13 protein-coding genes are annotated in these 10,388 nt (G+C 38.3%); 5 read left to right on the top strand and 8 right to left on the bottom strand.

The annotated features are described in order from the left end of the window. Positions 1-268: IS3 family transposase (locus A9B99_RS09920; protein WP_156519035.1), on the top strand; the 268-nt coding region annotated here is incomplete at its 5' end. A gap of 168 nt (positions 269-436) precedes the next feature. On the opposite strand, the gene A9B99_RS09915 is transcribed toward A9B99_RS09920, so the two are convergent. Further along, positions 437-919 (bottom strand): transposase, encoded by a 483-nt coding sequence (locus tag A9B99_RS09915; RefSeq protein ID WP_064597086.1) that lies wholly within the window; start codon positions 917-919, stop codon positions 437-439. Positions 920-1,178: 259 nt separating this feature from the next. On the opposite strand from A9B99_RS09915, the gene A9B99_RS09910 reads away from it, so the two are divergent. Continuing rightward, a complete protein-coding gene (locus tag A9B99_RS09910) occupies positions 1,179-2,189 on the top strand; it encodes an IS110 family RNA-guided transposase (protein WP_064597083.1) in 1,011 nt (336 codons plus the stop codon). Positions 2,190-2,317: 128 nt separating this feature from the next. On the opposite strand, the gene A9B99_RS09905 is transcribed toward A9B99_RS09910, so the two are convergent. Both A9B99_RS09905 and A9B99_RS23830 read right to left on the bottom strand, forming a co-directional pair. Further along, positions 2,318-3,154 carry a phage terminase large subunit family protein gene (locus tag A9B99_RS09905; RefSeq protein ID WP_082917856.1) on the bottom strand — a complete coding sequence of 279 codons (837 nt, stop codon included), beginning with the start codon at positions 3,152-3,154 and terminating at the stop codon, positions 2,318-2,320. After that, positions 3,060-3,605, bottom strand: coding sequence for a hypothetical protein (locus A9B99_RS23830; RefSeq protein ID WP_064597077.1), 546 nt, complete (start codon positions 3,603-3,605; stop codon positions 3,060-3,062). Before A9B99_RS23830 ends, A9B99_RS09905 begins: the two co-directional genes overlap by 95 nt. A gap of 381 nt (positions 3,606-3,986) precedes the next feature. On the opposite strand from A9B99_RS23830, the gene A9B99_RS09895 reads away from it, so the two are divergent. The 3 genes from A9B99_RS09895 (at position 3,987) to A9B99_RS09885 (ending at position 7,411) form a co-directional block, all read left to right on the top strand. Further along, positions 3,987-5,807 (top strand): ATP-dependent nuclease, encoded by a 1,821-nt coding sequence (locus A9B99_RS09895; RefSeq protein ID WP_064597074.1) that lies wholly within the window; start codon positions 3,987-3,989, stop codon positions 5,805-5,807. A gap of 157 nt (positions 5,808-5,964) precedes the next feature. Beyond that, on the top strand, positions 5,965-6,528 hold the full coding sequence (locus A9B99_RS09890; protein WP_156519034.1) for a hypothetical protein: 564 nt from the start codon (positions 5,965-5,967) through the stop codon (positions 6,526-6,528). Positions 6,529-6,724: 196 nt separating this feature from the next. Then, entirely contained in the window at positions 6,725-7,411 is a 687-nt protein-coding gene (locus tag A9B99_RS09885; RefSeq protein WP_064597070.1) for a RipA family octameric membrane protein, read from the top strand. Positions 7,412-7,426: 15 nt separating this feature from the next. Here the strand turns inward: A9B99_RS09885 and A9B99_RS09880 are convergent, their stop codons facing one another. From A9B99_RS09880 to A9B99_RS23825, 5 genes are all read right to left on the bottom strand, one after another. Beyond that, positions 7,427-7,717, bottom strand: coding sequence for a hypothetical protein (locus tag A9B99_RS09880; protein ID WP_064597067.1), 291 nt, complete (start codon positions 7,715-7,717; stop codon positions 7,427-7,429). Between the two features lie 272 nt (positions 7,718-7,989). Beyond that, entirely contained in the window at positions 7,990-8,184 is a 195-nt protein-coding gene (locus A9B99_RS09875) for a hypothetical protein (RefSeq protein WP_064597064.1), read from the bottom strand. Between the two features lie 577 nt (positions 8,185-8,761). Then, positions 8,762-9,286 (bottom strand): hypothetical protein, encoded by a 525-nt coding sequence (locus A9B99_RS09870; protein ID WP_064597059.1) that lies wholly within the window; start codon positions 9,284-9,286, stop codon positions 8,762-8,764. A 71-nt stretch (positions 9,287-9,357) separates the two neighbouring features. After that, on the bottom strand, positions 9,358-9,828 hold the full coding sequence (locus A9B99_RS09865; RefSeq protein ID WP_156519033.1) for a hypothetical protein: 471 nt from the start codon (positions 9,826-9,828) through the stop codon (positions 9,358-9,360). 88 nt (positions 9,829-9,916) lie between these two features. Continuing rightward, entirely contained in the window at positions 9,917-10,138 is a 222-nt protein-coding gene (locus A9B99_RS23825) for a hypothetical protein (RefSeq protein ID WP_156519032.1), read from the bottom strand. Between the last annotated feature and the right edge of the window lie 250 nt (positions 10,139-10,388).

Below are 10,388 nucleotides of genomic sequence, written 5' to 3'. Positions count from 1 at the left end.
GCCGGGGTGGTTACAGAGGATATCCTCCTCGGGCCTGGTGCGCTCTATGTCGCGCAAAGGCTGCTCTCCGGATAATGCGGCGTGTGAAGGGTTCTTCGGGCGGCTGAAAAATGAGATGTTTTATGGTCGCAACTGGTCAGGTGTAACGCTGGATGACTTTATGAAGCAGGTGGACGGCTACATCCGATGGTACAATGGTCATCGGATCAAGCTGTCGCTGGGCGCAGTGAGCCCTGAAACGTACCGGAAAAGACTGGGGTTAATCTAATCAATCAGTCCAGGAAATCGTCCGCACCCCCTTTCCGGTCTTATATCAGTGTTGCTGACAAGGTACGCAGACTGATGTTCACTTCACGGCAGGCGACGGCACGTCTTGCACCGGAGACCACGGCTTCATTAATCCACTGGATGAACCGCTTCCGCTCATCAGCAGGCGTCAGTCTTCCCCGTCCGTTTCCCCGTAATAGTCCGTGAGCTTTTTTCGCAGCACCAGTATGGCCGCCGCCTCCGCAAGGGCTTTATCCTTACGAACAAGCTCTTTTTTCAGTGCTTTATTCTCTTTCTGGCTTTGCTTCAGGGCCGCTTTATCGGCGGGAGCCTCAGTCTGTATAAAGCCCTGTTTCCACTGAATAAGCTGCTCAGGATAAAGCCCTTTTTTACGGCAGTATTCTGCGATCTCAGCCTCGCTGAGTGTGGCTGTTTCGACGATCGCGGCAAAACGCGCCTCTGTTGACCACTGTTCGCTGTTTTTACTGTTACCCGGCACCGGTTTCCCCTCTGCTTTAGCCTGATTACGCCAGTTATACAGGGTAGCTTCGGATATTCCTTCCATCTGTGCAACAGCAGTCACGGTCATGTTGTAAGGGGGAAGTAATTTCGCCAGTGTTGCAGCCTTACGCTCCGGTGAAATACGTTTCATTTGTCACTCCATCGCCCTCAGGTGTTTTTTCAGAGGGGGTGACAACTATCCTTGTATGTAATAACAATGTGGTGGTTAGCTACCAGCACATGAGGCGGAGTGAGTCAGTAACTATCCTTAAGGCTACGACCTTCGGTGTCAGCTAAAACCCTCCGCTTCACCTTTCACGCCAGCATTAACATTGAACGGTTGCCAAGAGCGATGACTCTGCATGTACAAGGGTAATAGGCGTGATGGTTCTGTGAAAGGAGAAACGGCTATGTTTCAGTTAGGTGTTGACGTCAGCAAGAAAACCCTGGATTTGTGTCTGCTGTGCGAAGGCATAAAAGGCAAGGTGAAAACGCGCAAGCTTAAAAACGATTTTAATGCGGCCACTGCTGTAATTAGTTGGCTCTGCAAACAGCATGTCGGGTTAAAAAATGTCCATATCATTATGGAAGCCACGGGCGTTTATCACGAATCATTAGCATATGGCCTTCACAAGGCTGGTGCGATTATATCGCTTGCCAATCCATACCGCAGTAGAGAATTTGCCCGTGGTATGGGGATCCTGACGAAAAATGACAGGGTTGATGCTTATATGCTTGCCTGTTACGGCGCGCTTAAAGCACCTGAAGCGTGGATCCCTCCACCGGATAATATCCTCCATCTCAGTGCACTTTTGCGTCGTCGTGACGCTCTTGTTGCAGACAGTATCCGCGAAAAAAACAGACTGGAAAAATGCAGGGCAACAGATACCCCTGCTGTTATTACTGAATCCATAGAAAACATGCTCCGAAGTTTAAATGCAGAACTGAAGCACCTGGATGCTCTCATACAAAGCCACCTCGATCAGCATCCTGAATTAAAAAGGAATTTTGATTTGCTGACATCAATAAAATCCGTAGGTTTTCTGTTGGGTCTGAATATGCTGGTCATCCTGCGTTGCCATCACTTCGAAACAGCGGAACAGGCCGCTGCCTTTCTCGGTGTAGTGCCTGTTGAAAAGAACTCAGGTACTTCAGTCCGAGGGTGGGGGCGGTTGTCAAAAATCGGGCCGCCGGAGCTCCGTGCAAAACTCTATCTGGCTTCGTTGTGCGGCATGAGATTTAACCCGGCGATGAAGGCAATGTATGAGCGATTATGCCAGCGTGGCAAGGCAAAAATGTGTGCCATTGGCGCACTTATGCGAAAACTTGTTCACTGGTGCTATGGCGTACTGAAAACACAAAAACCGTTCGATGCAGAATACCGATTTTCTGATGAGCACGGTGCATGCAAAGTGACATGATGCGGTGGTTCCATGTGGCACTGGATTCACTAACGTAAGTCTCTGGTGGCTGATTAGAAGGTGTCTACGATAAATCGAAAGCTAGCGCAGGCAGTTTGCTGATAGTCCCCCAGTACACAGGATGCTATTCACCAAAAGTTGAAGTTTATTTTTTCTTGACTTAACACGGTAGCTGACACTGAGGGGCCACCGTCGATCACCTTCCATTTAAATTTAACGTTTTCCCATATCAGGCGTTGTTCATCACCGCACTTAGGGCAAGGCACATGAAAGTAACGCTGATCGCTCATAGCAAATTCCTGGCATATGGGATCATCCGGTACTAACGGCGTAGAGCACATCATGATTAAGGAATCGCGGAACGATTCACAACGCTGTGATACAAGGGCTATGGGGTTCCCTTCATCACCGTCTGTCTCAACGCCTGAGATCTCGTCACAAAAGACACGTTTAGCAGTTAGGCCACGTAGCGTAGATGGTGAGTTAAGAGATACAAAGTAATTGAATGTACCAACTGTTGTTTCCTGGGTAGTGGCATCATTTGTTTTTGTTTTATCTGATTTACTCGTGATTAATTTAGCAAGTGATGGTGTTAGTTGAATTGTTGGATCGTACTTACCATTCTTGTACTTCTTAACTGTGTTTGCTGTTGTACCTGCAATAACCATATTTGATGGGTCGTGCTGTAGAAAGTACAATGAAGCACCAGTAACTATTGTTGTTTTCAAAAGCTGTGCTGAACTCATTAGCACAACCTTACGTACTCCAGGTTCAATAATTGCGTTAAGAGGTTCTTTCTGGAATTCGTATAAACGCATTGGTGAACCTTGTAATTCACCATCACAAAACTTTAAGTTCTTCTCTACCCAATCACTCGGCTTTATCTTCTGAGGCGGTAGTATGTTCTTCACTGCATGATTCATTATCTTCAATAATTTCTTCTGATTCTGAAATTCCATTTTCATATTCTTCTATTTCTTCCTCGTACTCGTAATTTCCAATATCACGTAGTACTTCATCTATTTTATCTTTGAGTGTTTCCCTCAATTGGTTAGCATCTTCACTACTGAATAGTTCTACGTATGTTGTGTTAGGAATACTACGCAACATATTCTTTAGTTGAAGTAAGTAGCTTGATAGTGATTCAGTTACATAATCGACTTCAATTAAATTACGTCTTAGTTGATCCGCATTCATTTCTTCAATGTCAGCTTTAGCTTTTGCTAAACGTAATTGTTCACGTTGGGTTTCTTCTTTTAGATCTGTTTGTCCTCTCAATGGTGTTAGTACGTTGTCCTGTACCCATTGATATATTTCCTCGTCTGTTTGGCTTATATCTAAGCCTCTGGCTTTCCAATCACGGCTAACAGTTGCCGGATCATAACCGTATATATGTGATAGTTGTAGGTATGTCATAAAACCTCATTGAATGAATTAGGTTCAAAACTTTATATATTTTTTAAAAAGGGTGCGGCGAAACTACGCGGTATTTAAAATGACCAGGGAGTACCTTATCTACTTGTTAAAATAAAACGATTTTTTCAGTCATCCCTGACAATCTATTTATGATTAACTTTTCATTCAGAATCTAAATCTCACACCTAACACTGAAAGTTAACGCATCACTCAATCTATTAACAGAAAGACTGAGGATATATCCTAAATACTTACCAAAATTAATTATTAGCCAAGTAATAATTGTACCTATCAACGCATATCACATTTTCAGTAAATTTTAGTGCATAACATTTTAAGTTATGTTAATTGTAAGAACCCTTTTCTTGATATGGTTATTCTATGAAACTCGTTCGGATAGATATAAAAAACTTCAGAGGCATTTCTTCTGCATCTATTAGTCTCGAGAACTTCACTACATTAATTGGTTCAAATAACATCGGGAAATCAACAATACTCAAAGCAATTAAAATCCTCGTTGATACAACAAATCCTACATCCGAAGATTGGCCATTTCGTATAGCCAGTAATGATGAAATGATCATAACTGGTACCTTTTCAGATATACAGGATGCAGAAAGATCTAAACCAGCCATATCTAACTTAATTCACAACGGTGAATTAAACATTAGAGTAAGAACCAAATGGGATCACGATAATGAATGTATGGGTACTCCGAGTTATGAAGCTTACTACAGCAAAGAGTCAATAGATGAGTTCACAACATCTATAACCGCCGCCAGAAACATCCCATGGCTATTCGATATAATCCGTGAACTAGATTGTAATAACAGCAAAGCATATAAAGAAATGCAAAATGATGTAGTTGGATTGATTAAACAACGACATCCAGAAAAAGTCACATCAGAACTATGCTGGACTTCAGAAGGAATCAATTTTAAAAATAGCCTACAGCAAGCCTTACCACATGTTTTATATATTCCAGCATGTTTCAAAATTGAAGATGATCTTAAATCTCAAAAAGGGACACCTTTTGGATTCCTATTTTCCAATAGGGTTTACCCTGTTCTTCAAGCCGATTCTTCTTTCACACAATACACCTCATCTCTCGAACAATTACATAAAAAAATGAAAGGTGAATTAGATGGTGAACTGATTGAAGGACTTCAAGAGTTAATGGAATCAATAACTGAATCACTTAATCAAGTCATGGATTTAAAATCTAAGGTTAAGTTGAGCTTAACAGAAATAGATATCAATGCTGCTTTGATGAAAGCCGCGACATTAGTTATAGAAGATAAATTAGAAACTCAACTTGAATATCAAGGAAGTGGTGTTCAAAGAGCGTTGGCTTATGCCTTGCTCGAGTCAAATGCTCTTTTCGAAGTAACAGAATCACAACGTTCAACACTAATTCTTTATGAAGAACCAGAACTATATATTCATCCTCATTTAATGAGATTACTTAGAGATAAACTTAGAGAGAAATCATCTGTCTCTGCTTGCCAAGTTATTGTTAGCACACATTCACCATTTTTAATCGACATCGCTGAAAACCCTTCTTCATTGAAGTTAATAAAAGACAACCATGAAGGGAAAAGAACTGTCCATGAAATTGATGATACAATATTTCACATTGATGCCGAATATAATGAAAGGGAAATGCTCAGAGCCGCATTAGATTTTCATCCAACTGTCTGTGAAGCATTTTTTGCAAAACGTGTTGTAGTTGTTGAAGGTGATACGGAAGTAGCAATACTTAGATTTGCCTCTGAACTATGTGACAAGCTAAATATAGATAAAAATCTTATAAGAGATACAACGATCGTTTCCGCAGGCGGTAAATGGACAATTCCAGCAATCGCAAGAATACTCTCAAAACTTAATATACCTTATAAGGTTGTTCATGATACTGATAGGAAAGGTATGACAGAAGAGGAAATTGAAAATTTATCAGCGATTAACGCTTTCCGTGCGAATATAAAAATAAGCGAAATCGTGGGTGATGCTAATGTATATCGGGTAGATGATACATTTGAACATCTTCTATGGGATCCAGTTATTGATGGAAACGCTCCATCAGAAGGAGGTAAGCCCTTCAATGCCTGGAAAAGGATTAAGGCTTATTTAGATGGAGACATTAATCTAAACCCAACATGCGAACATAAGTTAAAATCAGTATTACAATTCATCTACGAATGATATTACTCAATTCTGTACGCTTCATAAAAGGAATGAAGCGTACATGCTTATTCAGATTGCGGTTATCAACATTAAGAGAAGATATGGATGCGTAAAGTTTTTCACAATAGAATACTATATACTATTTTTAATGTCTGGTGATTTACAGGAAAATATAATGGAATTTGGTAGTATTTCAGATTGGTTTAGTGCGGCATGTAATGGCGTTATGGCTATTGTAGCTGTTTACGCGGCAAGGAATGCTAAGGACTGGCTTTCGCCGAAGCTTAATGAAAGAAAATTTAAGTTCGCAGATGAACTTATAGAGCAATTCTGTCGATTACAGCAGGAAGCATTTTACTTATTCAATGATACTAAGAATTTAATCAATACTGATCCAGATGAACAAGGTGACTCTGAAATTTTCAGAAACCGATGGAATACTATTTCAGAAAGAGAAATATGTTATAGAAAGAACACAATAAACTTACGTACAGTGTTGGAAAGAATGGAGCTATGGGGATTAAGAGCAATAAACAATGATGATTTCATAAAAATTATAGATTCTCATTTAGCTTTGTCATATAAAATTGGTGAGGCTTTAGCAATTGGTCCTGATGATACGCGTTTTAGATTACAAAACAGTTTCGAATACGATAAACAAATTGGTGAGAAATACAAAACTGTAAGATCATCGCATAATAATATTATGAAGCACTACAGTAAATTATTCATTGACTGAACTTAGCACTGTTTTTCTTTCATGAGTTGATTTCTCACTACCATAAAAGAAGGTAGAGATAACTTGAGGTTAGTTTCACGCCACACCCACACCTTTAACAAACCTACCCACCGTGGGGGGGCGTGAAAGTCTAGTTTACTCGATTGAGTTTATAGTGGTAAAGTAATTCTTATCATATATACGGAAATAAATCAAAATGAAAGTAAAAAATGCAATAGTTATACGTCCGCAAGATAGAGAGTTTTTTAGCCATTTCTTTGAAGAAGATGTGTCGAGTTTCGAAGAAGAATCACGACATCATAAGATGTTAGGACTTGCGTTAGAAAAAGCCCATGATATTAGAAAGTTTGAAATAGAGTTATACTGGAAACGTGCTACTTATTTCTTCGCTTTTTTCACTGTTGTTACTACTGCTTTTGGGCTAACTTTATCTAATTACCGTTATAGCCATCTTGCCCCAGCCATTGCCATAATTGGCGTTGTATTTTCTTGCTGTTTTTATTATGTAAATGTTGGCAGCAAGTATTGGCAAGAGAACTGGGAATTTATAATTGATAAAATTGAATACTACATAACAGGAAATCTTTACAAAGCATTTTTTTTCGAAAGTGAGCATACAAAGCGACCATCAGTATCAAAAATAAACATTTATCTGAGCAGGTTTATTATAGCTGTATGGCTCGCATGTTTTTGTTATTCTTTTTATAATATATTTAGCAGCCATCTATATTTATCTATCTTCTACTTCCTCGCCTTTATTTATTCTGTTGGAACAACATTATTTTTTTGTGATAAAAAAATAAAAGACACATCGAATAATGATGACAATCGTATTCGTCAATTCAGATTTAGAACTCCAAGATATAAAAATCATAGTTTGTAATCGGATATACTCCCCCTATACCTTTGAAGGGGGATTATGAAGACTCCAGTATAAATTGACATATAAAATATTCATCCCCTTAATTATTGTATCCAGTTCTGAGTTTACCAATGATTGCTGGAAGTAAGCAGCCTCATCATCTGGCAGGTTCAGATAATAGTTCATGTCTATTGGTTCTTGCCTAAATGAGCCAATATGTTCAAGTACCAAACCACTATCGCCATCAGTTTCTATTCTTATCTTGTCTGTAACATATAGAAAGTAAAATGAATCATCATCATAAGTTTGAAATTCTGTTCTAAGCATATTTAAATCCTGTTATTAGGTTAGTATAGCTAACCCTTCAATGTATTTACTGATAATGCTTAAATGAGGCTGTAAAAAATTAAATTAATACAATGAATTTTTTCAAGCATCCCTGCCAACTGGCTGGCCTCTCTACTACTCAGTACCATCCAGTAGGTATTACACTGTTTGGTAAGTACATATAATTGGGATTATTAGCATACAGGTTTTGCCCAGTAAAAAAGCCGCATATAATTTGCGGCTTTATCTTCTAATTCATATTTAGTAGTGAATTAGTTATCGAAAGTATCTGAATCACCTTTCCTATTATAGGCCTGTTCAAACATTTTCTGGATATCACTAACTGGTAAATTGATTTGTGCATCTGATGGTAATTGCTGGTTAGTAATTCCATCATACAATATAACCGTATCTACTTTATCAGCGTTAACGGCATATCTCCCATAAATCTTTGTGTATGTGGTCATTTCTATCATCCTCGTGTGTGTTTGATAAGTTTATTATTCCAGACTGAATTAAAAAGTGAACCCCTTTAGAGAAATATTTAATAAAGTCAATACTGGCCGTGTTTCCAGTTAGGTTTCATTAGGTATTCCTTCTTGTTAGTAATGCCCTCTGTGGGCGGCTGCGTGTGCGGGTGACTCGTTCAGGCGTAACTCCGTGGTGACTCACAAATACTTTGATTAATTACTTTGATAGTAGCTCTTGGGTTTTTGTTACTTTGACAGTACTGTTACTTGTCTGAGCGAAAGCGAGTAAAATCCCTCGCGTTCTTTTCGAGTACTAGCGAGAAAAAACGCAAGGATCGGTTTAATTTGTGTTTCAGTGACTATACGACCGCAGGGCGTGTAGGCACTCAAAGACCGATTTGGACGTAGTTCAAGAGGTCTTAATAATTTTTAATTATGGTGTCGAAATTCGGGAATCTCTATATATTGTGGTTTCATGCCATTCTCGCTACTAAATGTAGCACCTAAATCGCTAATTCCCCCTATAAAACGCCACTTTAACCCGAATTACGACATTTGACCCTGAATTAAAACACTACATAGAATGTTTTAATTCGGGATAAATTGAAGCTATAACCTTTAGTAAATCGGCTTTAGAGCACCCAGCATCAATAGCTTCGCGTAGTTGATACGCTTCCTCACCTGTTAAGTACTGTGCTCCCTCTGGCGTATCACTTCTGATAGGCTTACCACTGTTTAGAAGTTCATTTAAACCCTCACATATGGCTATCGTAACCATCTTGTAATCACGTACTGATGAATCGCCATACTCCTTTTGTGTAAAAGCATCGTAGAACTCTATATTGTGCTTTATAGATATATCAGTGATGTAGCGTGTAGAAGTTACTAATAGCAGCATGTTTTTGTTTGCAAAAGTCTTACGTTTCTTGTTCTTCTCAAAGTAACTTTTTACTGAATTGGATATTACTCTACGTGCTTCATCTGTAAGTTGATTGAGGTAGCGTACTCCCCTTAGATGATCTTGTAATTCTGCATTGTCGTGTTCTTTCGGTTTTCGTCCACGTTTTTGTAACTCGCTTGGATCTTTCTTTTTGGTCATAATAAATACCTTTATAAAATGATGTTGATTAATACTGGCCTGATGTGTTCCTAGCACTCAGGCCATTTTTATTAGATAATGTTTGATAGTGATGGATATTGTAATGATAGTTTTTTCAACCTCTCAGTACGGGCAACTTCATATGCTGCGTGTGCCTGTTCGATTGTTTGATATGTACCTAACTTCTCATTCTTTCTATCGATTGTAATTTGTGCCTGAAAACCTTCACCATTACGTACTACGCCTTTATCATATCTGGTATCTACATTACGAAAGAGTAAGTTAACTTCCTTCGGCACGAATAAACAATTTGATGGACTATATTCATTGCCGCCCTTTATATCTTTATCTATATCCCATCCAGCAACATAGTTGTTACTGAACCATTTATAGAAATTACTGTATGTATACCATTCTTCGCAGATTAATACATTAGTATAGGATGGACAATTGAGTACTCTATGATGTATGTTATGCCATGCTCTTAGAGCTTCTTTATGATATTTTCCTTTATTACCTTTTAGGTCATTGATTTTTTCCATTACTGTGTCTTCCATGATATTGCGTACATAGCATTCCTTGCTAGTACAATGAGATAATACTTTTTACGATAGTATCAAACGTTGTTTATTACTTACTGTTTAGTATTGAGTACTGATTAATTAGGTACTGTATCGCACTTGCTTTAGTTTTCGCTTTTCCTTCTTGTATTAGTTTTTCAAGTAGTTTTACTTGAGTATCATTTAGTTTTACGCTCACAGGATGAGATTTCAATTCCTTCATATTTTCTCCTTTTGAAATAAATTCTTTTTGTGCTTTTCCGAATCCAAAGAAAAACCCTATGATTGCCATAGGGCTAAAATATCATTGGAAATTATGGAAATATTTATCTTCGATAGCTATATTATATCATAATATTTTTGAGCATCCCAAATTTCGAAGATATTATTGTAATAATGTCACTTGCTACTATCTATTTAGTATTTTATTTTCGGAAACATAGCCAAATACGGGCTATAATCCATAATACCACTATAATTAGTAGGTAAATAATCCACCCAAGTAATACGTACTTGATAAACCCCGTTACTAAGATGATAAA

Source organism: Mangrovibacter phragmitis, assembly GCF_001655675.1.
Classification (GTDB): domain Bacteria; phylum Pseudomonadota; class Gammaproteobacteria; order Enterobacterales; family Enterobacteriaceae; genus Mangrovibacter; species Mangrovibacter phragmitis.
Note: the sequence above shows the minus strand (reverse complement) of the source record. Positions and strands in the feature narration are given on the sequence as shown.